Annotated in this window: 24 protein-coding genes, 1 other RNA gene and 1 pseudogene; 9 read left to right on the forward strand and 17 right to left on the reverse strand. The window is 63.8% G+C overall.

The window, feature by feature from the left end; translation table 11 throughout:
- From APH35_RS20045 to APH35_RS20090, 10 genes and pseudogenes are all read right to left on the reverse strand, one after another.
- Positions 1-1,010: pseudogene (locus APH35_RS20045) on the reverse strand (glycine dehydrogenase); the annotation flags it as partial.
- Positions 1,011-1,142: 132 nt separating this feature from the next.
- Positions 1,143-1,526, reverse strand: coding sequence for a glycine cleavage system protein GcvH (gcvH, locus tag APH35_RS20050; protein ID WP_012274747.1), 384 nt, complete (start codon positions 1,524-1,526; stop codon positions 1,143-1,145).
- A gap of 51 nt (positions 1,527-1,577) precedes the next feature.
- A complete protein-coding gene (gene gcvT / locus APH35_RS20055) occupies positions 1,578-2,660 on the reverse strand; it encodes a glycine cleavage system aminomethyltransferase GcvT (RefSeq protein WP_012274748.1) in 1,083 nt (360 codons plus the stop codon).
- 123 nt (positions 2,661-2,783) lie between these two features.
- Positions 2,784-4,406 carry an ABC transporter permease gene (locus APH35_RS20060; RefSeq protein ID WP_060493204.1) on the reverse strand — a complete coding sequence of 541 codons (1,623 nt, stop codon included), beginning with the start codon at positions 4,404-4,406 and terminating at the stop codon, positions 2,784-2,786.
- A 162-nt stretch (positions 4,407-4,568) separates the two neighbouring features.
- Positions 4,569-5,570, reverse strand: coding sequence for an extracellular solute-binding protein (locus tag APH35_RS20065; RefSeq protein WP_012274750.1), 1,002 nt, complete (start codon positions 5,568-5,570; stop codon positions 4,569-4,571).
- Positions 5,571-5,788: 218 nt separating this feature from the next.
- Positions 5,789-7,006, reverse strand: coding sequence for a 2-octaprenyl-3-methyl-6-methoxy-1,4-benzoquinol hydroxylase (locus APH35_RS20070; protein WP_171577245.1), 1,218 nt, complete (start codon positions 7,004-7,006; stop codon positions 5,789-5,791).
- A 9-nt stretch (positions 7,007-7,015) separates the two neighbouring features.
- A complete protein-coding gene (locus tag APH35_RS20075) occupies positions 7,016-7,498 on the reverse strand; it encodes a DUF4442 domain-containing protein (RefSeq protein WP_012274752.1) in 483 nt (160 codons plus the stop codon).
- Positions 7,495-8,694, reverse strand: coding sequence for a 2-octaprenyl-6-methoxyphenyl hydroxylase (ubiH, locus tag APH35_RS20080; protein WP_012274753.1), 1,200 nt, complete (start codon positions 8,692-8,694; stop codon positions 7,495-7,497). Before ubiH ends, APH35_RS20075 begins: the two co-directional genes overlap by 4 nt.
- A complete protein-coding gene (gene pepP / locus APH35_RS20085) occupies positions 8,691-10,025 on the reverse strand; it encodes a Xaa-Pro aminopeptidase (protein ID WP_060515339.1) in 1,335 nt (444 codons plus the stop codon). Before pepP ends, ubiH begins: the two co-directional genes overlap by 4 nt.
- Before the next feature lie 21 nt (positions 10,026-10,046).
- Entirely contained in the window at positions 10,047-10,601 is a 555-nt protein-coding gene (locus tag APH35_RS20090; protein ID WP_016489744.1) for a YecA/YgfB family protein, read from the reverse strand.
- A 181-nt stretch (positions 10,602-10,782) separates the two neighbouring features.
- On the opposite strand from APH35_RS20090, the gene APH35_RS20095 reads away from it, so the two are divergent.
- The 4 genes from APH35_RS20095 to APH35_RS20110 all read left to right on the forward strand — a co-directional run bounded on the left by APH35_RS20095 (position 10,783) and on the right by APH35_RS20110 (position 12,173).
- Positions 10,783-10,965 (forward strand): TIGR02449 family protein, encoded by a 183-nt coding sequence (locus tag APH35_RS20095; protein WP_041166806.1) that lies wholly within the window; start codon positions 10,783-10,785, stop codon positions 10,963-10,965.
- Positions 10,962-11,282, forward strand: coding sequence for a cell division protein ZapA (locus APH35_RS20100; RefSeq protein ID WP_010955726.1), 321 nt, complete (start codon positions 10,962-10,964; stop codon positions 11,280-11,282). The genes APH35_RS20095 and APH35_RS20100 overlap by 4 nt, the downstream gene beginning before the upstream one ends.
- A gap of 17 nt (positions 11,283-11,299) precedes the next feature.
- Positions 11,300-11,479, forward strand: a non-coding RNA gene (gene ssrS, locus APH35_RS20105) — 6S RNA.
- A gap of 85 nt (positions 11,480-11,564) precedes the next feature.
- The gene (locus tag APH35_RS20110; protein WP_060493202.1) at positions 11,565-12,173 is read left to right on the forward strand and encodes a 5-formyltetrahydrofolate cyclo-ligase; all 609 of its coding nucleotides are present in this window, start codon (positions 11,565-11,567) and stop codon (positions 12,171-12,173) included.
- Between the two features lie 18 nt (positions 12,174-12,191).
- Here APH35_RS20110 and APH35_RS29090 read toward each other — a convergent pair whose 3' ends face one another.
- Positions 12,192-12,344: a hypothetical protein gene (locus tag APH35_RS29090; protein ID WP_012274758.1), complete on the reverse strand. Its 153-nt coding sequence runs from the start codon at positions 12,342-12,344 to the stop codon at positions 12,192-12,194.
- Positions 12,345-12,523: 179 nt separating this feature from the next.
- Between APH35_RS29090 and APH35_RS20115 the strand changes: the two genes are divergently transcribed.
- From APH35_RS20115 to APH35_RS20130, 4 genes are all read left to right on the forward strand, one after another.
- A complete protein-coding gene (locus tag APH35_RS20115) occupies positions 12,524-12,973 on the forward strand; it encodes an EVE domain-containing protein (RefSeq protein WP_060493201.1) in 450 nt (149 codons plus the stop codon).
- A gap of 95 nt (positions 12,974-13,068) precedes the next feature.
- On the forward strand, positions 13,069-14,028 hold the full coding sequence (locus tag APH35_RS20120) for an HlyD family secretion protein (RefSeq protein ID WP_012274760.1): 960 nt from the start codon (positions 13,069-13,071) through the stop codon (positions 14,026-14,028).
- Complete coding sequence (rbbA, locus tag APH35_RS20125) at positions 14,025-16,745, forward strand: ribosome-associated ATPase/putative transporter RbbA (protein WP_060515340.1); 2,721 nt, start codon at positions 14,025-14,027, stop codon at positions 16,743-16,745. The genes APH35_RS20120 and rbbA overlap by 4 nt, the downstream gene beginning before the upstream one ends.
- A 1-nt stretch (position 16,746) precedes the next feature.
- Positions 16,747-17,859, forward strand: coding sequence for an ABC transporter permease (locus APH35_RS20130; protein WP_060515341.1), 1,113 nt, complete (start codon positions 16,747-16,749; stop codon positions 17,857-17,859).
- A 93-nt stretch (positions 17,860-17,952) separates the two neighbouring features.
- Here the strand turns inward: APH35_RS20130 and APH35_RS20135 are convergent, their stop codons facing one another.
- On the reverse strand, positions 17,953-18,357 hold the full coding sequence (locus APH35_RS20135) for a flagellar basal body-associated protein FliL (RefSeq protein WP_012274763.1): 405 nt from the start codon (positions 18,355-18,357) through the stop codon (positions 17,953-17,955).
- Between the two features lie 157 nt (positions 18,358-18,514).
- Between APH35_RS20135 and APH35_RS20140 the strand changes: the two genes are divergently transcribed.
- Entirely contained in the window at positions 18,515-19,492 is a 978-nt protein-coding gene (locus APH35_RS20140; protein WP_060515342.1) for an NADPH:quinone oxidoreductase family protein, read from the forward strand.
- Positions 19,493-19,545: 53 nt separating this feature from the next.
- Here the strand turns inward: APH35_RS20140 and APH35_RS20145 are convergent, their stop codons facing one another.
- From APH35_RS20145 to trxA, 5 genes are all read right to left on the reverse strand, one after another.
- Positions 19,546-20,196, reverse strand: a complete 651-nt coding sequence (locus APH35_RS20145) for a gamma-glutamylcyclotransferase (protein ID WP_012274765.1) — start codon at positions 20,194-20,196, stop codon at positions 19,546-19,548.
- 246 nt (positions 20,197-20,442) lie between these two features.
- On the reverse strand, positions 20,443-21,411 hold the full coding sequence (locus APH35_RS20150) for a CDP-6-deoxy-delta-3,4-glucoseen reductase (RefSeq protein WP_012274766.1): 969 nt from the start codon (positions 21,409-21,411) through the stop codon (positions 20,443-20,445).
- Complete coding sequence (gene ubiD / locus APH35_RS20155) at positions 21,411-22,877, reverse strand: 4-hydroxy-3-polyprenylbenzoate decarboxylase (RefSeq protein ID WP_012274767.1); 1,467 nt, start codon at positions 22,875-22,877, stop codon at positions 21,411-21,413. Before ubiD ends, APH35_RS20150 begins: the two co-directional genes overlap by 1 nt.
- A gap of 123 nt (positions 22,878-23,000) precedes the next feature.
- Positions 23,001-24,260, reverse strand: a complete 1,260-nt coding sequence (gene rho / locus APH35_RS20160) for a transcription termination factor Rho (RefSeq protein WP_003253661.1) — start codon at positions 24,258-24,260, stop codon at positions 23,001-23,003.
- Positions 24,261-24,487: 227 nt separating this feature from the next.
- Positions 24,488-24,814, reverse strand: coding sequence for a thioredoxin TrxA (trxA, locus tag APH35_RS20165; RefSeq protein WP_012274768.1), 327 nt, complete (start codon positions 24,812-24,814; stop codon positions 24,488-24,490).
- Positions 24,815-25,025 lie beyond the last annotated feature (211 nt).

Raw genomic sequence — 25,025 nt, forward strand, 5'->3', positions numbered from 1 at the left:
GCCGTGCAGATGTTGGAGTTGGCCTTCTCGCGGCGGATATGCTGCTCGCGGGTTTGCAGGGCCATACGCAATGCCGTGTTACCACGGGCGTCGCGCGATACGCCGATGATGCGCCCCGGCATGGCCCGCTTGTAGTCGTCGCGGCAGGCGAAATAGGCCGCGTGGGGCCCGCCGTAGCCCATCGGCACACCAAAGCGCTGGGTCGAGCCCAGCACCACATCGGCACCCAGTTCCCCCGGTGGCGCCAGCACCACCAGGCTGAGCAGGTCGGCCGCCACGCAGGCCAGGGCCTGTTGGCTGTGCAACTGGTCGATCAGCGGGCGCAAGTCGCGCACTTCGCCATGGGTGTCGGGGTACTGCAGCAAAGCGCCGAACACCGCGTGATTGGCAAGGTTATCCACAGCATCGACGATCAGCTCGAAGCCGAAGCCCTCGGCGCGGGTCTTGAGTACCGACAGGGTCTGCGGGTGGCAGTGTTCGTCGGCGAAGAACGCGTTGCTCTTGTTGCGCGCCACCCGCTTGGCCAGGGCCATGGCCTCGGCGGCGGCGGTGGCTTCATCGAGCAGCGAGGCATTGGCCAGGGCCAGGCCGGTGAGGTCGATGACCATCTGCTGGAAGTTCAGCAGCGCCTCGAGCCGGCCCTGGGCAATTTCCGGTTGGTAGGGCGTGTAGGCGGTGTACCAGCCGGGGTTTTCCAGCACGTTGCGCAGGATGACCGTGGGGGTGATGGTGCCGTGGTAGCCCATGCCGATCAGGCTGGTCCACACCTGGTTCTGTTCGGCGTAACCGGCGAGCTTGGCCAGGGCGGCCTGTTCGTCCAGCGCCGCCGGCAGGTCGAGGGGGCGATTGAGGCGGATGTCAGGCGGTACGGTCTGCTCGATCAGCTCGTTGCGGCTGGCGACGCCCAGCACCTTGAGCATGGCCTGCTGCTCGGCGGCATCGGGGCCCAGGTGGCGACGCAGGAAAGGGTTGAGCTCTTGCAGTTGATGCAGGGATGGCGACTGGGACATGACGACGCTCTCTTCCTAGACCGGGTCTCATGGAGACTTACAAGTCTAGGAAGGGATTGCCGATTCTGCGGGGAAACTTGCTCACAGGCCTGGCCTCTTCGCGGCTAAAGCCGCGAAGCAGGCGACGCGGTGTTACTCGCCGATAGCTGCTGCGTAACCAGCAGCGTCCAGCAGCTTGTCCAGCTCGGCCTTGTCGCTTGGCTTCAGTTTGAAGATCCACGCGCCGTACGGTTCTTCGTTGAGCTGCTCTGGGCTGTCGGCCAGTTCTTCGTTGACGGCAATCACTTCGCCACCGATCGGGGCGTAGATGTCCGAAGCGGCCTTGACCGACTCGACCACGCCGGCAGCGTCGCCAGCGGCGAATACCTTGCCGACTTCGGCCAACTCGACGAACACCACGTCACCCAAGGCTTGCTGGGCGTGGTCGCTGATACCCACGGTCACGCTGCCGTCGGCTTCCAGGCGAGCCCATTCATGGCTTTCGGCAAAACGCAGGTCGGCGGGGATATTGCTCATGTCTTGAATTCCTCGATTGGCTCAGCGGTACGCCCGCCGGTTGATAATTGTTCAGATCAGGATCTTGCCGTGGCGCACGAAGGTCGGTTTGACCACCCGCACCGGGTACCATTTGCCGCGAATTTCCACCTCGGCCCGGTCACCGGTCGCCATGGGTACGCGCGCCAGGGCAATGGACTTGCTCAGCGTAGGTGAGAAACTACCACTGGTGATCTCCCCTTCGCCAATCCCGGCTACGCGCACCACCTGGTGGGCACGCAGCACGCCGCGCTCTTCCAGCACCAGACCGACCAGTTTCTCCTGCACACCGCGCTCGATTTCCGCCAACAGGCCGGCACGGCCGATGAAGTCGCGCTCGGCGGGCTCCCAGGCGATGCTCCAGCCCAGGTTGGAAGTGAGCGGAGTGTGGTTTTCGTCGATGTCCTGGCCGTACAGGTTCATGCCGGCTTCCAGGCGCAACGTATCGCGGGCGCCAAGGCCGCTCGGGGCAATGCCGGCGCCGACCAGGTCGTTGAAGAAGGCCACTGCTTGATCGCCTGGAAAGATGATCTCCAGGCCGTCTTCACCGGTGTACCCGGTGCGGGCAATGAACCAGTCACCTTCGGCGACGCCTTCGAACGGGCGCAGTTCACGAATCAGGGCCGCGCGTGCAGGGCTGAGCAAAGCGGCGACCTTTTCGCGGGCATGCGGCCCCTGGATGGCGAGGATGGCCAGGTCGGGACGGGGCTGGAAGTTCACGGCGAAACCGGCCCGCTGCTGCTCTAACCAGTCGAGCACTTTGGCTCGGGTGGCGGCATTGGTGACCAGGCGGTAGCCGTTTTCCATGCGGTAGACGAGCAAGTCGTCGATTACCCCACCCTGCTCGTGGAGCAGCGGGCTGTACAGTGCCTTGCCGACGTCGTCGAGGCGGGCCACGTCGTTGGCCAGCAAACGCTGCAGCCAAGCGGTGGCATCGGTGCCGTCGACATCGATCACGGTCATATGGGAAACATCGAAGACGCCGCAGTCGCTGCGCACCTGATGGTGCTCCTCGACCTGCGAGCCATAGTGCAGGGGCATGTCCCAGCCACCGAAATCGACCGTCTTGGCGCCTAGCGCCAGATGCAGGTCATACAAAAGCGTGCGCTGTCCCATGGGTTTCTCCTTCCGGGCGTGGCGAAGCGGCGGCGGTCGATGACGTGGGTCGTCAGCTCTTGTTGTAAGTACCCGCCGCGCGAATGCCGCGCATTGTAGCCGCAAGGTCGCCAGCTGGCACCCTCAGTGACTGTGACCGGGTCGACGTGCCGAGCGGCGGATCAGGCCGATGACCGGCAACAGGCCCACCAGCACCAGCGTCAATGCTGGCAGCGAGGCACGCGCCCACTCGCCCTCGCTGGTCATCTCGAATACCCGCACGGCGAGGGTGTCCCAGCCGAACGGTCGCATCAGCAAGGTGGCCGGCATTTCCTTGAGCACGTCGACGAACACCAACAATGCCGCGCTAAGGGCACCGGGTACCAGCAGCGGCAGATACACCTTGAAAAACAATCTTGCGCCACCGACACCGAGGCTTCGGGAGGCTTCGGGCAGTGACGGGCGAATGCGTTCCAGGCTGCTCTCCAGTGGCCCGTAAGCCACTGCGATGAAGCGCACCAGGTAGGCCAGCAGCAACGCCGAAAGGCTGCCTAGCAGCAGCGGCTTGCCGGCCCCGCCCAGCCAGCTGGACAGCGGGATGACCAGGTGGTTGTCGAGGTAACTGAAGGCCAGCATGATCGACACCGCCAACACCGAACCGGGCAAGGCATACCCCAGGTTGGCCAGGCCAACCCCGGCGCGAATACCGCCGGTCGGCGCCTGGCGCCGGGCAAAGGCCAGCAGCAGTGCCACGCATACCGTGACCAGCGCCGCCATGCCGCCCAGGTACAGGGTGTGCAGCACCAGGCCGACATAACGCTCGTCCAGGTCATGCCGACCGCGCTGCCAGAACCACACCAACAGTTGCAGCAGTGGGATGACAAAAGCGCAGGCGAACACCAGCAGGCACCAACCACTGGCCAGCAACGCCTTGACCCCACGCAGGTGATACAGCGCCTGCGCGCGCGGCCGTTCGTTGCCACTGCGGCTAGCACCGCGCGCGCGGCGCTCGCCGTACAGCACCAGCATGACGGCCAACAGCAGCAGGCTGGCCAGTTGGGCTGCACTGGACAAGCTGAAGAAGCCGTACCAGGTCTTGTAGATGGCAGTGGTGAAGGTGTCGAAGTTGAACACCGCCACCGCACCGAAATCGGCCAGGGTTTCCATCAGTGCCAACGCGATGCCGGCGCCGATCGCCGGTCGCGCCATGGGCAGTGCCACACGCCAGAATGCCTGCAGGGGCGACAGCCCGAGCACCCGCGCCGCCTCCATCAGGCCCTTGCCTTGGGCCAGGAACGCCGTGCGTGCCAGCAAGTAGACATAGGGGTAGAACACCAGCACCAAAACGATGATCACCCCGCCGGTGGAACGCACCCGAGGCAGGCGCATTGGCCCGAACACTTCACGCAGGGCGCTTTGCACCGGCCCGGCGAAGTCCAGCAGGCCGACGAAGACGAACGCCAGTACATAGGCCGGGATGGCGAACGGCAGCATCAGCGCCCAGTCCAGCCAGCGCCGACCGGGGAACTCGCAGAGGCTGGTGAGCCAGGCGAGGCTGACGCCCAGCACGGTGACGCCGATGCCTACACCCACCACCAGCGTCAGGGTATTGCCGAGCAGGCGAGTCATCTGGGTGTCGAGCAGGTGCGACCAGATCTGCAGATCAATCGATTGCCAGGACAGCAGCAGCACGCTCAGGGGCAGCAGCACCAGGGCGGCGATCAAGGAGACCGGTAAGTACCAGCGGCGTTGGGGGGTGTGGGGCAAGTTGACTGTCTCTGTGGCTGATTTGCGACCGCTCGGCGGTCGTTCGCGGGCATGCCCGCTCCCACAGGGGCCGCAGGATGCTTGAATCCTGTGCAGTTCCTGTGGGAGCGGGCGTGCCCGCGAAAGGGCCCTGATAGGCCCCGGAAGGATAAAGCCTGGCGCTTAGTTGTAGCCAGCCCGATCCATCAGGCGAATGGCTTCAGCCTGGCGCTTGCCAGCGATTTCCACTGGAATGCTGTCGGCCTTGAAGCTGCCCCACGCAGCCACTTCATCCGATGGTTTGACCTTCGGGTTGGCCGGGAACTCCTGGTTGATGTCGGCGAACAGCTTCTGCGCTTCTTCACCCGTCATCCATTCCACCAGCTTTTTCGCGGCTTCCGGGTGCGGTGCATGCTTGGTCAGGCCAATACCCGACAGGTTCACGTGCACCCCACGATCACCCTGGTTGGGCCAGAAGATCTTCACCGGCAGGTTCGGGTTCTGCTTGTGCAGGCGGCCGTAGTAGTAGGTGTTGACCACACCCACGTCACACTGGCCGGCCTCGATGGCCTGGATCACCGCGTTGTCGTCGGAGAACACATCGGTGGACAGGTTGTTGACCCAGCCTTTGACGACTTGCTCGGTCTTCGCCTCACCGTGGGTTTCGATCAGGGTGGCGGTCAGCGACTGGTTGTACACTTTCTTCGCGGTGCGCAGGCACAGGCGGCCTTCCCACTGCTTGTCAGCCAGGGCTTCGTAGGTGCTCAACTCCTCGGGTTTGACCCGCTCGGTGGAGTAGATGATGGTGCGAGCGCGCAGGCTCAGGCCGGTCCAGTCATGGGACGAGGCGCGGTACTGCGGCGGAATGTTCTGGTCGATGATGTCGGACTTGATTGGCTGCAGAATGCCCATCTGCTCGGCCTGCCACAGGTTGCCGGCATCGACGGTCAGCAGCAGGTCGGCCACGCCGTTGTCGCCCTCGGCCTTGATGCGCTGCATCAGCGGGGCTTCCTTGTCGGTGATGAACTTGATCTTGACCCCGGTCTTGGCGGTATACGCATCGAACACCGGCTTGATCAGCTCGTCGATGCGCGAGGAGTACACCACCACTTCGTCCGCTGCTTGGGCGGTGCCGCCGAACAGGGTCAGGGCCAGAGCGGCCAGTAGGGGCTTGCGTGGCAACATGTGAAGCACTCCTCGGATCGTTTGAGAGGTGCAAATGGTAGTGAATCCCATTTTCTGGCTCATCTACCTAGCCGTTACCGGATGTTGCAGAGGGGGCTGCTGCGCAGCCCATCGCGACGCAAGGCCGCTCCTACAGGGCCCGAGTGACCTCTGGCCTTGTGATATCCCTGTAGGAGCGGCCTTGTGTCGCGATGGGCCGCAAAGCGGCCCCAGCAATCTCAAGCCTTGGCCAAATCCGGCAGGTCCCCACTCAAACCCAGCGCCTGGCGCACAAACACCGCCTTGGCCTCCGGCATCTTCTCCACCAGTTTCAACCCACTATTTCGCAACCAGCGCAACGGCAGCGGATCAGCCTGGAACAACCGTTCGAACCCTTCCATGGCCGCCATCAACGCCAGGTTGTGCGGCATGCGCCGCCGTTCGTAACGGCTCAACACCTTCACATCCGCCAACCGCTCGCCACGCTCGCAAGCATTGACCAGCACCTCGGCCAGCACCGCGGCATCCAGGAAGCCCAGATTCACACCCTGCCCCGCCAACGGGTGGATGGTGTGCGCAGCGTCGCCGATCAAGGCCAGGCCCTCATCCACATAGCGCTTGGCGTGACGCTGGCGCAGCGGCACGCACACCCGAGGGTCGGCCTGCAGCACATGGCCCAGGCGCCCCTCGAAGGCACGTTCCAGGGCCTGCAGGAAGGCCGCTTCATCCAGCGCCATCAACTGCTCGGCATGTTCCGGGGTAGTCGACCACACAATCGAGCACCAATCCTGCTGGCCATCGCGGACCAACGGCAGGAAAGCCAACGGCCCCTCATCGGTGAAGCGCTGCCAGGCCGTACCCTGGTGCCCGGCACTGCAGCGCACACTGGTGACGATGGCATGGTGTAGATAATCCCACTCGCGGGTTTCGCAGCCAGCCAGGCGCCGCACCGCCGAATTGGCGCCGTCGGCGGCGATCACCAGCGGAGCACGCAGTTGCCGGCCATCGGCCAGGGTCAGCAGCCACTCATCGCCAGAGCGGCGCAATTGCTCCAGCCGCGCATTGGCCAGCAGGCCGATGTCGCTGTCATGCAGGCGCTCCAGCAGGCCATCCTGCACCACCCGGTTCTCGACGATATGGCCGAGCACCTGGGCATGCACGCTGGCCGCCGAGAAGTGAATCTGCCCGGTTCCACTGCCATCCCACACCTGCATGTCGGTGTACGGCGTGGCACGCCGCTGGGCAATGCCTTCCCAGGCGCCAAGACGCTCGAGGATGCGCTGGCTGGCCGCCGACAGCGCGCTGACACGCGGCTCGAACGGGGCCTGGGCGTCGAAGGGTTTGACCGTCAGCGGGCCACCATCGACCAACAGGATTTGCAGGCCACTGTGGCGCAACGCCAGGGCCAGGGCGCTGCCGACCATACCGGCACCGACAATCAACAGATCTGCGCGCATTTCCATGCCTTACGCCTGCCTCGCTTGCGGCTTGAGCCGCACGTATAGGGTTTTATCGACCCGCGCCACCAGCTCGCCGGCACCATCGCGGATATCGACCTGCAAACGCGGCAGGCACTTCTTGCCGGTGGCGGTCTGCTGGCGGATGTCGGCCAGCAGCGCATCATCGACGTGGAATTCGGCATACACCGGGCCTTTGCCCGGCGAGATGAAATCGATGCTGGCGGCCTTGTCCCAGACGATGTAGTCGCGCCCCAGCTGCTCGATCAACAACAGCATGTAGAACGGGTCGACCATGGCATACAGGCTGCCACCGAACTGGGTACCGACGTAATTGCGGTTCCAGCGCGTCAGTTTCATCGCCACCTTGACGCTGCGCAGGTCCGGGCTGATGTGCTGCACACGGATACCGGCGCCCAGGTACGGTGGGTAAAGGTTCAGCAGCCAGCGCAGCATGCGCGCCCGTCGTGCCAGTTTACGCGGGTTGCTCATGCCTGGCCCCGCGAATCAGGGCGGGTGCCCAGGCCCATGGCCTGGCGGGCGAACCAGCTTTTTGCCGGTGGCAACAGGTCGAGCCCGAGCAGGCCAAGGTTGCGCCCGGCGGCCAGCAGCGGCTGGTTGCTGCCGAACAGGCGGGTGACCTGGTCGGAGAAGCCAATGGTCATGGCCTGGTCCAGGCGCTGGCGCTGGTGATAAGCCTGCAGCGTGGTCAGGTCGCCAGGCTGCTGCGGGCCGGCCAGCAACGCTTCGGCCAGCGACTGCACGTCACGCAGCGACAGGTTGAAGCCTTGGCCGGCGATGGGGTGCAGGCTGTGCGCTGCATTGCCCAGCACCACCAGGTGCGGCCGTACCTGCTCCTGGGCCTCGATCAACGACAGCGGGTAGAGGTGCCGTGCGCCCACCTGGCGCAGCGCGCCCAGGCGATAGCCGAACACTCCCTGCAGCTCGCGCAGGAAGCTGCGCTCGTCGATGTCAGCCAGACGCCGTGCATCCATGCCCTGACGGGTCCACACCAATGCGCAGCGGTTTTCCGGCAGCGGCAGCAGGGCCATGGGGCCCTCTTCGGTGAAGCGCTCGAAAGCCTGGCCACCGTGGGCTTCACCCGGGGTGATGTTGGCGATCAACGCACTCTGCTGGTAAGGCGTGTGGCGCACATGGATACCCAGCTGCTCGCGCAGGCCGGAGCGGCCACCGTCGGCCAGTACCGCCAGGTCGCATTCCAGTTGGGTGTCATCGTTGAGCCGCAGGCGGTAACCGCCTTCGATGGCCTGCATCGCGGTCACTTCCGCCGGGCAGCGCCAGCTCACCACCTCGCTGTCCAGCCCTTGCCACAGGCACTGCCCGAGCCAGGCGTTCTCCACCACGTAACCCAGCGCCGGGACTCCCTCTTCCAGGGCATCCAGGCGGGTGGCGCCAAAGCGGCCACGGTCGGATACGTGAATCTGCCGGATCGGCTCGGCGCGGCGGCCGATGGCTTGCCACAGGCCAAGTTGTTGATAGATCTGCTGGGTGCCGAATGACAACGCCGACGAGCGCGCATCGTAGCTGGGCTGAAAGCTGTCGCCGGGAGCGAACGGCTCGATCAGCAGGATCTTCCAGCCACGCGCCTTGGCCCCTGCCTGCAGCGCCAAGGCCAGGCTTGCACCCACCAGGCCACCACCGATGATCGCCAGGTTTACCCGGTTCATGCCGCGTCCTTGCGGGCGGCCTGCATCAGCGCCTCGATCTCGGCAACCGTGCGCGGCACGCCCGAAGTCAGGATTTCACAACCTTGCCTGGTCACCACCACGTCGTCCTCGATCCTTACCCCAATGCCGCGCCACTTCTTGGCCACGGCCTGATTGTCGGCGCCAATGTAGATCCCCGGCTCCACGGTCAGCGCCATGCCGGGTTCCAGCACCCGCCATTCGCCGCCCACCTTGTAGTCGCCCACGTCGTGCACATCCATGCCCAACCAGTGCCCGGCGCGGTGCATGTAGAAGGCGCGATAGGCCTCGCTGTCGATCAGCGTCTGCACATCCCCTTCCAGCAAGCCCAGCTCCACCAGGCCAGCGGTGATCACCCGTACGGTCGCCTCATGGGCGTGGTTCCAGTGTTTGCCGGGGGCGATTTCGGTAAACGCCGCCGCCTGGGCCTTGAGCACCAGCTCGTAGATGGCCTTCTGCTCGGGCGAAAAGCGCCCGCTGACCGGGAAGGTGCGGGTGATGTCGCTGGCGTAGCAGTCGATTTCGCAGCCAGCGTCGATCAGCACCAGGTCGCCATCCTTGAGCGGCGCGTCGTTCTGCTGATAGTGCAGGATGCAGCCATTGCGCCCGGCCGCGACGATCGAGCCGTAGGCCGGCATCTTCGCCCCGCCCTTGCGGAATTCGTAGTCCAGCTCGGCTTCCAGGCTGTATTCGTGCAGCCCGGCCCGGCAGGCCTGCATGGCCCGCACATGGGCCCGCGCCGAAATGTCTGCGGCCGCGCGCATCACCTTCACTTCCGCCGCCGATTTATACAGGCGCATGTCGTGCAGCAGATGATCCAGCGCAACGAACTCGTTCGGTGGCTGGGCGCCCAGGCGTGCCTTGGAGCGGATCACGTTGATCCAGTCCATCAGCCGGCGGTCGAATTCGGGGTTGCTGCCCATGGCGCTGTAGACCCGCTCACGGCCTTCGATCAGGCCCGGCAAGATCTCATCGATGTCGGTAATGGGGAAGGCATCGTCGGCGCCGAAATCGCCCACCGCGCCTTCCTGGCCGGCCCGCAGGCCGTCCCACAGTTCGCGCTCGGGGTTGCGTTCACGGCAGAACAGTACATATTCGCCATGCTCGCGCCCCGGTATCAGCGCAATCACCGCCTCAGGCTCCGGGAAGCCGCTGAGGTACTGGAAGTCGCTGTCCTGGCGGTACACGTGCTCGACGTCACGGTTGCGGATGGCAACCGCAGCGGCGGGCAGAATGGCGATGCTGTTGGGGACCATCTGCGCCATCAGCGCCTTGCGCCGACGGGCATACTCGGCCTTGGGTATGTGGCTCATGGGCAGACTTCCCCCGGTTGATCAGTGCAGCGATGGCTTGGGCGCGGGTGCGGCCGGCTTGGCCAGCTCGGAGAACAGCAACAGAGGTGCCACGCGCAGGTACTCCATGACTTCCATGTAGTCGCTCTCGCCGTCTTCGGACTCTTCGAGGGCTTCTTGTACCTGGGAAATGGCCACCAGGTCCTGCAGCACATCCTTGGCCTCGTCGGACAGGTCCTTGCCACCGGCATTCAGGCCGAAACCGGTAATGAAGCCTTGGCACCACTGGCCCAGCGCGGTGGCGCGGTCGCTCAGGGCAGCGTCGTCGGAAGGCAGCAGCAGGACGATGGCCATGTCGTCGCTGGTCAGCTCGCCCTTGACCATTTCCTGCAGGCCGATCAGGGCGTTGCGCACGGTGTCACCCGGCTCGGTTTCCAGCAGTTGGGCGGCATCGGCCAGCCAGGCATCGGCATCGAAGCCGGCGCCGGCACAGCTGCGGCCGATCAGCAGGCCGTGCAGTTCGGCAGGGGTGACAGGGTGGCCATTACTGGAAAGCAGCATGGCGAAGGCGATGTAGGGCGATTGAGTATTGGGCATGGGCAGCTAGGCGCCAGACGGCGCAATGACTAGAATGGAGACCTTGTATCCTAGCACCGGCAGGCGCGCCAAGACCATCGGCACTGGCCGTTGCCGCCCAGGGAGAGGCATCATCGCCAGGTGACTCAACGACGGAGCGAATCGAGTGCAACCCACGCAAGAGAACGACCTGCAGGCACTGATGAGCCGATTCGAGTTGCTGATCGAACGCGTCGAGCAACTAAAACGGCAAAATGCACTCCTATTAGCGCAGGAAAAATCCTGGCGCGAAGAGCGCGCCCACCTCATCGAAAAAAACGAGATCGCCAAGCGCAAAGTCGAGTCGATGATTTTACGCCTCAAGGCTCTGGAGCAAGACTCATGAGTTCAAGCAATAGCGTCACCGTGCAGATCCTCGACAAGGAGTACTCGATCATCTGCCCGCCGGAAGAGCGCAACAACCTGGTCAGCGCCGCGCGCTACCTGGACGGCAAGATGCGCGAGATCCGCAGCAGCGGCAAGGTGATCGGTGCCGACCGCATCGCGGTAATGGCGGCGTTGAACATTACCCACGAAATGCTGCACCGCCAGGAAGATCGCAACGACGCGCCGGTCACCGGCACCAACCGCGAACAGGTGCGCGACCTGCTGGATCGGGTAGACAAGGCTTTGTCCGACGACACGGATACCAAAATCGGCTGAGATTGGTATACTGGCGCCACTCCCTGGGGGATGCGCCAGTCGGTTATGTCCCTGAGCCGATACGCACAACCACGGGGGTTGCACGCTGGGGCCGGTGTGCATGTCCGCCCGACGGAAAGCCTTAACGCCCCCTGCAATCTCCACCTTGAACTTTCGGGTTCAAGGGCTACACCGATAGCGGTCTTATCGGGGAGCCTGAATTCTCTTGCCCGCCCCCCGGCGGGCAATTCGTTTTGGCCGACCGCCCAGAGGTTGGCCAGCACACCTGGGATAGCTCGTGCCATGACCGACACTGCGCCGCTCACCCGTCCCCAGCTCCGTCGTCTGCTTCGCAATGCCCGCCGCGCCCTTACCCCTGCCCAGCAACGCCAGGCCACCCTCGGCCTGTACCGCCAGCTGGCGCAACACCCCTTGTTCCGCCGCGCACGCCACATTGCCTTGTACCTGCCCAACGACAGCGAAATCGACCCCTGCCTACTGCTGCGCGAAGCCCAGCGTCGCGGCAAGCGCACCTACCTGCCGGTGTTGCACGCCTGGCCGCGCACGCGCATGGTGTTCCAGCGCTTCGAGCAGGGTGAAAAGCTCAAGCCCAACCGCTTCCGTATTCCCGAGCCGGTCACTGACCGCAAACGCCAACGGCCGATCTGGGCGCTGGACCTGATCCTGCTGCCGCTGGTCGGTTTTGATGAAGTGGGCGGGCGCCTGGGCATGGGCGGTGGCTTTTATGATCGCAGCCTGGCCTACCAGGCGCGTCGGCAGACCTGGAAAAAACCGTTGCTGTTGGGGCTGGCGCATGAATGCCAGAAGGTCGAGCGACTGGCGCAGGCCAGCTGGGATGTACCGCTGCAGGGCACGGTCTCGGACCGTGGCTGGTACCTGGCGCCGCGTTGAGCGGCACCAGCGGGGGCATCAACGTTGCGGCTGGCCGGCGTCGACCGGCATCTGATAGGCGTTGTCCAGCTTGCGCTCCCAGAACCCTTGCGCATAACCGGTCGTGACCACACCCAGGCCAAAAATGAACACCAGGATCCACAGCAGATCCGGCTTTTTACGTTGATTCATCGAAGATTGCCCCCCAGGCAAACTGTTCAGTGCTCGGCGGTTTTCTGGGCACCGCCGGCGCATAGCGCTTTAAACGGGGCGCATTTTCCGACAACCTGCGTCCACACGCAAACCTTGACGCCAACCGGCTGTCGGTTTCGTGCAACAGGTTATTTCAAACCTTTTCAGGAGCAGCATCCATGGCCTACTGGCTGATGAAATCCGAGCCCGACGAGCTTTCCATCGAAGCCCTCGGCCGCCTGGGCGAAGCGCGCTGGGACGGCGTGCGCAACTATCAGGCGCGTAATTTTCTGCGGGCCATGAGCGAGGGTGACGAGTTTTTCTTCTATCACTCCAGTTGCCCGCAGCCGGGCATCGCCGGCATTGCCAGAATTACCCGCGCGGCCTATCCGGACCCGACCGCGCTGGACCCGCAAAGCCACTATTACGATGCCAAGGCCACCGCCGACAAAAACCCGTGGAGCGCGGTGGATGTAGCCCATGTGCAAACCCTGCCACGGGTGCTGGAACTGGGCTGGCTGAAACAGCAGGCCGGCCTGGCCGAGTTGCCACTGGTGCAAAAAGGCAGCCGCCTGTCGGTAATGCCGGTAACGCCCGAACAATGGGCGGTGATTGTCGCGTTGCGCTAAATGTGTAGCTAAGGTCAAGGGTTTGACCGATATCAACACGCCACCCGTGGCCGCAGGCCATGATGTGCTGTGCATGACCGCAAGGATGCAGAACGATGAACCGATACGCCCCCAGAATTTTCGCCACCGCGCTAATCGCCCTGCTCGCCGCAGCTGGCGGGCTGGGGTACTGGAAGTCGCTCCACGACCAGTTGCCCGAAGGCCTGAGCATGGGCAACGGCCGCCTTGAAGCCACCGAAGTACAAATCGCCAGCAAAATCCCAGGCCGCCTGGCCGAAGTGCTGGTCGACGAAGGTGACAAGGTCACCCGCGGCCAACTGCTGGCGCGTATCGACACCCGCACCATGGAAGCCCAACGCAGCCAGGCCGAAGCCGAAGTGCTGCGCGCCCGGGAGAACTACGCCGCCGCCCAGGCCAGCGTGCAACTGCGCCAGAGCGAACTGCTGCTGGCCAGCCAGGAGCTCAAGCGCGTGCGCGAGATCTTCCAGCGCAAGTACGCCAGCCAACAGTTGCTCGATCAACAGCAGGCGCGCTTCGACACGGCCAACGCAGCGGTAGTCGCCGCCCGCGCCCAGCTTGCAGCGATCAAGGCCGCCATCGGCGCCGCCGAAGCCCAGGTGGCCCAGCTCACCAGTGAAATCGACGACAGCAGCCTGCGAGCGCCCATCGACGGCATCATCCAGCTGCGCCTGGCTGAACCCGGTGAGGTGCTGGGTGCCGGCGGCCGAGTGCTGATGCTGATCGACCCCAGCGACCAGTACATGAACCTGTACCTGCCGGCCTCCACCAGCGGCCAGCTGACCGTGGGCGACCAGGCGCGCATCGTGCTCGACGCCCTGCCCGAACGCGCCCTGCCGGCCAAAGTGGCTTTTGTCGCAGCCAAGGCCCAGTTCACGCCCAAACAGGTGGAGACCCGCGACGAGCGGCAAAAGCTGGTGTTCAGGGTCAAACTCCGCCTGACCGACCCAGGTGTCGTGCCACAGGCTAAACCTGGCATGCCAGGCGCCGGCTATGTGCGCACGGCCGAGGTGGACTGGCCGGCCAACCTGCAATGAACGCCCCGGCACTGCTGGCCGATGGCATCAGCCACCGCTACGGCGACCTGACGGCCCTGCACACCCTGGGTTTCAGCCTGCCTGCGGGCACCCGCTGCGCGCTGATTGGCCCAGATGGCGCCGGCAAGTCCACTCTGCTGGGGTTGATCGCCGGCGTCAAACGCCTGCAGCAGGGTGAACTGCAGGTGCTGGGCGGCTCGATCCGCCAACGGCGCCATCGCGCAGCGCTGTACCCGAAAGTGGCATTCATGCCGCAGGGACTAGGCAACAACCTGTACCCAGAGCTGTCGATCAGCGAGAACATCCGCTTTTTCGCCACGCTGTTCGGCCTGGGCCGCCGCGAATGCGAGCAGCGCATGGCCAACTTGCTGCAGGCCACCGACCTGCAGCGCTTTGCCGAGCGCCCGGCCGGCAAGCTGTCGGGCGGCATGAAGCAGAAGCTGGGCTTGTGCTGCGCGCTGATCCACGAACCAGACCTGCTGATCCTCGACGAGCCGACCACCGGCGTCGACCCGCTGTCGCGGCGGCGTTTCTGGGAACTGGTCGAACAGGTTCGCGCGCAGCGCCCGCAACTGACCCTGCTGGTGGCCACCGCCTACATGGAAGAAGCCGAACAGTTCGAGCATTGCCTGATGCTCGATGGCGGCCGCCTGCTGGCCGCAGGCGCCAGCCACGAACTGGCCGCAGTCACCCCCAGTGGCAAACTGGACGACGCCTTCACCCACTACCAGGGCGCGGGCAAGGCGCAGCATCAACCCCTGAGCATTCCACCGCGCCAGGCCACGGATGGCCCGGTCGCCATCGAGGCGCACAACCTGACCCTGCGCTTTGGCGACTTCACAGCGGTGAACAAGGTCAGTTTCGCCATTGGCCGTGGGGAGATCTTCGGCTTCCTCGGCTCCAACGGCTGCGGCAAGACCACCACCATGAAAGTGCTCACCGGCCTGATGCCTGCCAGCGAGGGCAGCGCCAGCCTGCTGGGGCGCCCGGTGGATGCCAGTGACCTGGCCACGCGCAAGCGGGTCGGCTTCATGTCACAGAGCTTCTCGCTGTATGGCGAGCTCAGCACCCGGCAGAACCTGGCCCTCCATGCCCGCCTGTTCGACTTGCCCAAAGCCCAGAGCGCCCAGCGCATCGATGAGCTGATAAATCGCTTCGACCTCGCCGCCATCGCCGACCAACCGTCTGGCGCACTGCCCCTTGGCCTGCGCCAGCGCCTGTCGCTGGCCGTGGCGGTGTTGCATCGCCCTGAAGTGCTGATCCTCGACGAACCGACTTCCGGCGTCGACCCGGCCGCCCGCGACGACTTCTGGCGCCTGCTGGTAGAGCTGTCCCGCGAGCAAGGCGTGACCATTTTCCTCTCCACCCACTTCATGAACGAAGCCCAGCGCTGCGACCGTATTTCGCTGATGCACGCCGGGCGGGTACTGGCCTGCGACACGCCGGAGGCCTTGCAGCGCCAGTACCAGGGCGAAACCCTGGAGGACGCTTTCGTGCGGTGCCTGGAACAAGCCCAGGAGCTCGCGCCGCAAACCACGGATAACACCGTACTGGAGCAAGCAGCTTCGCCTGCCCCACCACTGCGCCAAGGCTTCAGCCTGCGCCGCCTGCTGGCGGTGGCCAGCCGAGAAGGCAAGGAACTGCTGCGCGACAAGGTACGCCTGGCCTTCGCCTTGCTGGGTGCACTGTTCATGATGGTGATTTTCGGCTACGGCATTTCACTGGATGTAGAAAACCTTGCCTTCGCCGTGCACGACCAGGATCAAAGCCCGCAAAGCCGCGCCTACCTCGAAGCCTTCCGAGGCTCACGCTATTTCGCCGAACAGGCGCCGATCCGCGACAGCCGCGAACTGCATCAGCGGCTGCAGCGCTCGGAAATCAAACTGGCACTGGAGATTCCGCCCGGTTTTGGCCGCGACCTGTACGCCGGGCGCCAACCGGTGGTGGCCGCCTGGCTCGACGGCGGCATGCCGTTCCGCGCCGAAACCAGCCGCAACTACGTGGAAGCCGTGCACCAGGCCAACCTGGAGCAACTGGCCAAGGCCAGCCCACAGCCGCAGCCGCGCCAGGACCTGGTGCGCCTGGAAACGCGTTTTCGCTACAACCAGGACGTGGTCAGCGTGAATGCCATCGGCCCGGGCGTGATGGCGCTGATCCTGGCCTTCATACCGGCCATGCTCACTGCACTGGGCATCGTTCGCGAGAAGGAGCTGGGCTCCATCACCAACTTCTACGCCACACCCCTCACCCGCCTGGAGTTCCTGCTGGGCAAGCAGATGCCCTACCTGGCGGTAAGCCTGGTCAACCTGGCGCTGCTGGTGGCGATGAACCGCTGGCTGTTCGCCGTGCCGCTCAAGGGCAGTGTGCTGGCCCTGGCCTGTGGTGGCGTGGCCTACCTGCTGGCCACCACCAGCCTGGGCCTGCTGATTTCAGCATTCACCCGCACCCAGATCGCCGCCATTCTCGGCACCATGATCATTACCAGCCTGCCGACCATCCAGTTTTCCGGGCTGATCGTGCCACGCTCGTCGCTGGACGGCGCGGCGGCGGTGATGGGCCAGCTGTTCCCGGCGGGCTACTTCCTCGACATCGCGGTCGGCACCTTCACCAAGGCGCTGGGCCTGCGCGAGCTGTGGCCGCAGTGCCTGATCCTGTTGGGCTTCTTTGCCGCATTCACCGGCCTGAGCCTGGCCATGCTGAAGAAGCAGGAGGCCTGACATGTCGCGCCTGAACCACACCCTGCGCCTAGGCCTGAAAGAACTGACCAGCCTGCGTCATGACAGCGTACTGCTGCTGTTCCTGCTGTATGCCTTCAGCGTGGCGATCTACATGCCGGCCGCCGGCTCGGTGATCGGTGTGCACAACGCCAGCGTCGCGGTGGTGGACGAAGACCACAGCCTGCTCTCGCGCAAACTCAGTGAAGCCCTGCAACCACCGGAGTTTCAGCCTGCCGTTCCGCTGACCGCGCAACACTTGGACCAGGCCATGGACAGCGGCCATTACACCTTCGTGATCAACGTACCGGTGAATTTCCAGAGTGACCTGCTGGCCGGGCGCTCGCCGGAGCTGCAGATAAACGTCGATGCCACGGCCATGAGCCAGGCGTTCATGGGCGCCGGCTACATCGGCCGCATCTTCGAGCGCGAGCTGCTCGACTACAGCCAGCGGGGCAACGTGCAAAGCCCGGTGCTGATCAACCCCAAGGCGCTGTTCAACCCCAACCTGGAGGGCGGTTGGTTCCTGGCGGTGATCCAGATCGTCAACAACATCACCATCCTGGCAATCATCCTCACCGGCACCGCGCTGCTGCGCGAGCGTGAGCACGGCACCCTCGACCACCTGCTGGTGCTGCCACTGACCGCGCTGGAGATCATGCTGGCCAAGATCGGCAGCAACGCCCTGGTGGTGGTGATATGCACCTGGATTTCGTTGGTGGTGGTAGTGAAAGGCGCGCTGGGCGTGCCGTTGTCCGGCTCGATGGGGTTGTTCCTGGCCGTGACCGCGCTGTACCTGTTCGCCAGTACGGCGCTGGGTATCTTCCTCGCCACCCTGGCACGCTCGACGCCGCAGTTCGGCCTGCTGGCGATCCCGGTGATCATCCCGATGCTGTTGCTGTCCGGCGGCAGCACACCGCTGGACAGCATGCCGCAGTGGCTGCAGTGGGTGATGCAGGGGTCGCCGTCGACGCATTTCGTCAGCCTGGGGGCCGCGATCCTGTTCCGCGATGCCGGGTGGGCGGTGGTGTGGCCGGATATCCTGGCACTGGCGCTGATCGGCCTGGTATTTTTCAGCGTGGCGCTTTCGCGGTTCCGTCGCAGCCTGGCGTCCTGACCCTGTGGGAGCGGGCGAGCCCGCGAAGCAGGCAGTGCGGTGAATGGCACCGGCTTCGCCGGTGTTCGCGGGCTCGCCCGCTCCCACAGTTGATCACTGCACGATCAGGTTGTTGAACAGCAAGTCTTCAACAATCGGCTTGCCCTCTTCCGCTTCCAGCACCTGCTGCACTTGTTTCAGCGCTTCTTGGCGAAGGTGCTCCTTGGCCTCGACGTTGCTCATGCTGTCAACCGTCTGCTGGGTGAACAGTGCCACCAGCTGATTACGGATCAATGGCTCGTGGTGCTGCACCGCCTTGGCTGCTTCGTCGCCGGTCACGCGCAGGGCCACGTCGGCCTTGTACACCCGCAGCCGCGGGCCGCCGTCGAGGGCATAGTTGCCGACAAAGGGTGGGCTCAGGCTGATGTAGGCGACCTTGGGCGCCCCTTCCTTGGCTTCTTCGGCCATGGCCGCAGCCGGCAGCAGCAACGCCAGCACCATCAAGATCAACGCTTTCACGAATTCGCTCCTCAATACAGTTGGCGCCAGCTTACCCAGCACACCGCTCAAACCCAAGCCCGGGCTTATGCCGGCCCATCAGGGCAGGCCATGCTCGTTGACCCGGCAAGCGGCCCTCCTACACTTATCGGCCATTACCCGCAAAGGAATAGCCCCGATGAAAGCCGTGTTGTGCAAAACCCTGGGTCCGGCGCGCGATCTGGTACTGGAAGACGTGGCCAGCCCGCAGCCGAAGAAAAACGAGATCCTGCTGGACGTGCAGGCTGCCGGGGTCAACTTCCCCGACACGCTGATCATCGAAGGCAAGTACCAGTTCCAACCTCCACTACCGTTCTCCCCTGGCGGCGAAGCGGCGGGGGTGGTGGCTGCAGTCGGGGAAAAGGCTGGCACGTTCAAGGTGGGCGACCGGGTCATGGCGCTGACCGGCTGGGGTGCGTTCGCCGAGCAGGTGGCGGTGCCTTTCTACAACGCGCTGCCGATCCCGGCGAGCATGGACTTCACCACCGCTGCGGCGTTCGGCATGACCTACGGCACCTCGATGCACGCCCTGCGTCAGCGCGGTCAGTTACAAGCAGGCGAGACCTTGCTGGTGCTGGGCGCTTCCGGTGGGGTCGGGCTGGCGGCGGTGGAAATCGGCAAGGCCATGGGCGCGCGAGTGATCGCGGCAGCCAGCAGTGCCGAGAAACTGGCCGTGGCCAAAGCGGCCGGGGCGGATGAGCTGATCGACTACAGCCAGGCCAGCCTGCGCGAAGAAATCAAGCGCCTGACCGGCGGCCAGGGGGTCGACGTGATCTACGACCCGGTCGGTGGCGAGCTATTCGAGCAAGCGGTACGCGGGTTGGCCTGGAATGGCCGGCTGCTGGTGGTGGGTTTTGCCAGCGGCAGCATTCCCCAGCTGGCGGCCAACCTGGTGCTGCTCAAGGGTGCGGCGGTGCTGGGGGTGTTCTGGGGCGCGTTTGCCCAGCGCCAGCCGCAGGATAATGCAGCCAACTTCAAGCAGCTGTTTGCCTGGCATGCCGAGGGCAAGTTGAAGCCATTGGTGTCGCAGACTTATCCACTGGCCGAGGCTGGGGCCGCCATCGAGAAGCTGGGGCAGCGCCAGGCTGTGGGTAAGTTGGTGGTGTTGGCCAAGTAAGGCAGTTCAGGCCTCTTCGCAGAAAACCCCGCGAAGAGGCCGGTAGAGGTTGTTCACACTTCGCGCAGGTTATGGCAACGCCGGAACCGCGCCTCCAGGTTGCGATCTGGCATCTGGTGGCTGCGCAAGGCATTCAACGTCTGCTCCACATAGTCGCGCGTGGTGCCATAACGCCCCTTGGCACTGGCCAGAATCTGGCTGAGCAAGGTATCCGGCAGATTCCCCGCATAACAGGGTAAATGCCGCTCCAGCACAAAGCCCAATGCCTGCACCTTGCTGCCATCGCCCAACCGGCAGCTAAGCCAGTGCGGCCGGTAGGCCGGGTACGGCATCTCCCGTTGCCATAGGGCCATCAGCGAGTCATCCAGGCTGCTTTCATCCAGCCGATAGGCAAAGCCGCTGCAGGAGCCACCACGGTCCAGGCCAAACACCAGCCCAGGGGTTTCCGGGGTGCCACGGTGTTCGTGCGACCACAGGTACAAGCCCCGGTGATAACCATGCACCCGCGCGCGCTGACGTTCCACCGAATTGCACTCGGGGCGCCAAATCAACGAACCATAAGCGAACAGCCACACAGGCCCGCCCTGATGCCGAGACATGGTCGTCTTCATGGAGTTGAACAACTGATCGTGAGTATGTTGCTGACCGAAGTCGAGTGCCGGAGGATATGAAACTTCCCAGGACATACTTTCAAGTGCCGACATAAGCTGCCGCCATTATCCCTGTGAACTACGGATGTAGCGAAATTCGATTACGCTGCAGCCCCAGGCCGCTTTACCCGGGGCGCTTGCAGTAACCATAGGCCAGAATTGCAGGAATACTCAAGCCCTCGCGTCAGTGTTTCATGCGCGGTTCCGACGACTGGGAAATACTGTTTCAGCCACTGTGAAAGTTAATGGCCAAGGCGGTAACAATTACCGCCTTATACCCATACTTGCAAACTTTGGTTATTAACCACGTGGCGCGTAGGCAAACACATCGGCACGCATGCGGTGCGCATCCATACCGGCCTCGACCAGGGCGTCGAGGGTGGCGTAGATCATGTTCGGCGAACCGCTGGCATACACATGCACGCTGTTGAGGTCGTCAATGTCTTCGCAAACCGCTTCATGCAACATGCCGCAACGGCCTTCCCAGCCGCACAGGTCGCTGACCACCTGGTGCAGGAACAGGTTAGGCAGGCGCTGCCATTCGTCCCAGTGCTCGATCTGATAGAAGTCTTCGGGCCGGCGCACGCCCCAGTACAGGTGTACCGGGTGCTTGAAGCCATTGGCTCGGCAATGCTCGAGCAGGCTGTGCATCTGGCCCATGCCGGTACCGGCGGCAATCAGCACCAACGGCCCGTCGGGCAACTCGGCCAGGTGGGTGTCGCCAAACGGCATTTCGATACGTGCCAGACCGTCACGCTTGAGTTGCTCGATCAGTTGCTGTGCGCTGGGCTCTCGCGCCAGCACGTGCAGCTCCAGCTCACGCCCGGCGTGGGGGGCGGAGGCCAGCGAAAAAGCGGCCTGCTTGCCACCCTCACGCTCGATCATCAGGTACTGCCCGGCGTGGTAGCGCGGTGGCTTGCCGGCCGGCGCGCGCAAACGCACCCGCCAGACGTCGCCACCAACGTCGACGCATTCGCTGACGCTGCACGCCAGCTTGCGCACCGGCAGCTCGCCCAAGGCGAGCACACCATCCCAGAGCAACACGCAATCCTCCAGCGGTTCGGCAATGCAGGTGAACAACTCGCCATGGTCGCGGACTTCGCCTTCCTGGCGTACCCGGCCTTCGACCAATAACGCGGCGCAGACATGGCAATTGCCATTGCGGCAGCTGTTCGGGCAGTCATAGCCCAGCCGCCGCGCTCCATCCAGGATCCGTTCCCCGGGTTCGAGCGCCAGCACCGCCCCGGACGGCTGCAACGTTACCTGCATCAATCTATTCCCAACTGATCCCACAGCTCATCGATACGGCGGGTGACGGCTTCGTCCTTGACGATAACCCGTCCCCATTCGCGTGTAGTCTCGCCCGGCCACTTGTGCGTGGCGTCCAGGCCCATCTTCGACCCCAGGCCCGATACCGGCGACGCAAAGTCCAGGTAGTCGATCGGCGTGTTGTCGATCATCACCGTATCACGCTTGGGGTCCATGCGCGTGGTAATGGCCCAGATCACATCGTTCCAGTCGCGGGCGTTGATATCGTCATCGGTGACAATAACGAACTTGGTGTACATGAACTGTCGCAGGAACGACCACACACCCAGCATTACGCGCTTGGCATGGCCCGGATACTGCTTTTTCATGGTCACCACCGCCATGCGGTACGAGCAGCCTTCCGGCGGCAGGTAGAAATCGGTGATTTCCGGGAACTGCTTTTGCAGGATCGGCACGAACACTTCGTTCAGTGCCACACCGAGAATCGCCGGCTCATCTGGCGGCCGACCGGTGTAGGTGCTGTGGTAGATCGGTTTGTGCCGGTGGGTGATGCGCTCGACAGTGAACACCGGGAAGCTGTCCACTTCGTTGTAGTAGCCGGTGTGGTCGCCATAGGGGCCTTCCGGGGCCATTTCGCCTGGGTGGATCACGCCTTCCAGAATGATTTCGGCGGTGGCCGGTACCTGCAGGTTGCTGCCGCGGCACTTGACCAGCTCGGTGCGATTGCCGCGCAGCAGGCCGGCAAAGGCGTACTCGGAGAGGGTGTCCGGCACCGGGGTCACGGCACCGAGGATGGTCGCGGGGTCAGCGCCCAGGGCCACGGCGACCGGGAACGGCTGGCCGGGATTCTTCTCGCACCACTCACGGTAATCCAAGGCACCGCCACGGTGGCTCAGCCAGCGCATGATGACCTTGTTGCGGCCGATCACCTGCTGGCGGTAGATGCCCAGGTTCTGGCGGTCCTTGTTCGGGCCACGGGTCACGGTAAGGCCCCAGGTGATCAGCGGCGCCACGTCGCCTGGCCAGCAGTGCTGAATCGGCAGAGCGCCGAGGTCGACATCGTCACCCTCGACCACCACTTCCTGGCACACCGCGTCCTTGACCACTTTCGGCGCCATCGACACGACCTTCTTGAAGATCGGCAGCTTCGACCAGGCGTCCTTCAGGCCCTTGGGCGGCTCGGGCTCCTTGAGGAAGGCCAGCAGCTTGCCGATTTCCCGCAGCTCATCGACCGACTCGGCGCCCATGCCCATGGCCACCCGCTCCGGGGTGCCGAACAGGTTGCCCAGCACCGGGATGTCGAAACCGGTGGGCTTTTCGAACAGCAACGCCGGGCCTTTGGCACGCAGGGTGCGGTCGCAGACCTCGGTCATTTCCAGGACGGGGGAGATCGGAACCTGGATGCGCTTGAGCTCGCCGCGCTGTTCCAGGCCACGGATGAAGTCGCGCAAGTCGCGATACTGCATGCAGGAGCCTCGTGTTGGCCGTATCGGTCGGGGGTGCAGAGTGTAGCGCCGATAGGGCCGCAATAGCCAAAATACAGATAGCAAAAAGCCGGGTTTCCCCGGCCTTTGCGTGGTACGACGATCTTACTTGCGCTTCATCGACAGGAAGAACTCGTCGTTGGTCTTGGTCTGCTTGAGCTTGTCGACCAAGAACTCGATGGCGGCGATTTCGTCCATCGGGTGCAGCAGCTTGCGCAGGATCCACATGCGCTGCAGTTCGTCGTCGGCAGTCAGCAACTCTTCGCGGCGGGTACCGGAGCGGTTGATGTTGATGGCCGGGAACACACGCTTCTCGGCGATGCGGCGGTCCAGCGGCAGCTCCATGTTGCCGGTGCCCTTGAACTCTTCGTAGATCACTTCGTCCATCTTCGAGCCGGTTTCGACCAGCGCGGTGGCGATGATGGTCAGCGAGCCGCCTTCCTCGATGTTACGCGCAGCACCGAAGAAACGCTTCGGCTTCTCCAGGGCGTGGGCATCGACACCACCGGTCAGCACCTTGCCGGAGCTCGGGATCACGGTGTTGTAGGCACGCGCCAGACGGGTGATGGAGTCCAGCAGAATGACCACGTCCTTCTTGTGCTCGACCAGGCGCTTGGCCTTCTCGATCACCATTTCGGCAACCTGCACGTGGCGGGTTGGCGGCTCGTCGAAGGTGGAAGCAACCACTTCGCCGCGCACGGTGCGCTGCATTTCGGTCACTTCTTCCGGGCGCTCGTCGATCAGCAGGACGATCAGGTGGCATTCGGGATTGTTACGGGTGATGTTGGCCGCGATGTTCTGCAGCATGATCGTCTTGCCCGCTTTTGGCGGGGCAACGATCAGGCCGCGCTGGCCTTTGCCGATCGGGGCGCACAGGTCGATGACACGGCCGGTCAAGTCTTCGGTGGAGCCGTTGCCGGCCTCCATCTTCAGGCGCTTGTTCGGGAACAGCGGCGTCAGGTTCTCGAACAGGATCTTGTTCTTCGCGTTTTCCGGGCGGTCGAAGTTGATGGTATCGACCTTCAGCAGGGCGAAGTAACGCTCCCCTTCCTTCGGTGGGCGGATCTTGCCGACGATGGTGTCGCCGGTACGCAGGTTGAAACGGCGGATCTGGCTGGGCGAGACGTAGATATCGTCTGGGCCGGCCAGGTAGGACGCATCAGCCGAACGCAGGAAACCGAAACCATCCTGGAGAATCTCCAGCACGCCGTCACCCGAGATCTCTTCGCCGCTTTTCGCATGCTTCTTCAGCAGGGCGAAAATCACGTCCTGTTTGCGCGAACGGGCCATGTTTTCGATGCCCATCTGTTCGGCCATTTCCAAAAGATCGGTAATCGGCTTTTGCTTGAGTTCAGTCAGGTTCATAAGGGGAGTGACGTAATCATGTAAGAAGGGAGAATTAAGCTTCTGGCTTAATGAGGCCGCGCCGCTAGATGGCGACAGGATCGCGTACTGATTCGAATTAGGGATGCTTCGGCGACGGCGTGTAGAGGGCACTGGAAAAGCAGTGCGAGGCCGAATGTAACACTTGCTTTTTTCTGCGTCTAGTGCTCTGAAAAAGAAAAGCCCCGCATTTGCGGGGCCTTTTCACATCACAGGTGGGCGTCGAGGAACGCGGCCAGCTGCGATTTGGACAAAGCGCCAACCTTGGTGGCTTCGACGTTGCCGTTCTTGAACAGCATCAGCGTCGGGATACCGCGCACGCCGTGCTTGGCCGGGGTTTCCTGGTTCTCGTCGATGTTCAGCTTGGCGACGGTCAGTTTGCCCTCGTAGGTGGCAGCGATGTCGTCCAGAACCGGAGCGATCATCTTGCATGGGCCGCACCATTCAGCCCAGTAGTCGACCAGCACCGGGCCTTGAGCCTGCAGTACGTCGGCTTCGAAGCTGGCGTCGGTGACGTGTTTGATTTTGTCGCTCATGGAAATCTCCAAGGTCGTAAGCAATAAAAAACGTTGCCCATCATAGCCGCCCCCGCCGCCTACAGGAAGCCGCGGACGATTGAGTGTAACTATAGTTGTGCAAGAAGCCGCGAATCGAAACTGTCATGTCGCCGTCATAGAATCGAATGGCACATTGCCTTGCATCAAGGCCAGCACACCGGCTGAGTGTCACGCGTTGGCGACAGCCTGC

The sequence above is a fragment of the Pseudomonas sp. NBRC 111132 genome (assembly GCF_001320565.1).
Taxonomy (GTDB): domain Bacteria; phylum Pseudomonadota; class Gammaproteobacteria; order Pseudomonadales; family Pseudomonadaceae; genus Aquipseudomonas; species Aquipseudomonas putida_P.